This is a genomic window from Zhenhengia yiwuensis, from assembly GCF_014384995.1.
GTDB lineage: Bacteria > Bacillota > Clostridia > Lachnospirales > Cellulosilyticaceae > Zhenhengia > Zhenhengia yiwuensis.
In genome coordinates this window covers 1-530 of sequence record NZ_JACRSY010000137.1, presented here as the reverse complement: position 1 = coordinate 530, position 530 = coordinate 1, and the positions used below count along the sequence as shown (strand labels likewise).

The following is a 530-nucleotide window of genomic DNA, read 5'->3' as shown; positions in this document are numbered from 1 at the left end:
ATGATTAATTTATATAGTCAGGAGCGATATTGTCCTGTATCTGGTAGATTGATGAACAGTAATATATTACGTATCTATTCTAATACTAGTGGCAATGAAATTTATAAGGTTTCATGGGAAGTTATAGAGTTTTATTAAAGAATAGGAGGTCGAATAGATGGTTATATATGCTCTATTAAATAGTGAAAATTATTGTATGGGTATGTCAGAATTAACCAATAGGGTTGAAAATGAGTATATGATTGAAGTAGAAGTTTGGAATGATTCATACCTATACCGTAAGTATGATAAGGATAAATCGGAATGGATAGATGAGTATATGTCCATCCCATACGTACCACAGGAAGTGACATTAGAAAGTATAAAAAGTGATACAGCACCAATTAAAGAAACTACAACACTTACAGCAGATGATGCATTAACAATCATGGAGTATCAAACGATACTCGATGAAAAATTAAATAAGATTATTGCCCATTTAGGGTTATAAAATAAATTTAAAGGAGGTATCATAATGATTGATACAACAC

The 530-nt window shown here is 30.6% G+C and carries 1 protein-coding gene; it reads left to right on the top strand.

From position 1 onward, the window contains the following. Positions 1-157: 157 nt before the first annotated feature. Positions 158-490 (top strand): hypothetical protein, encoded by a 333-nt coding sequence (locus H8718_RS20435; protein ID WP_249334888.1) that lies wholly within the window; start codon positions 158-160, stop codon positions 488-490. Positions 491-530: the final 40 nt, after the last annotated feature.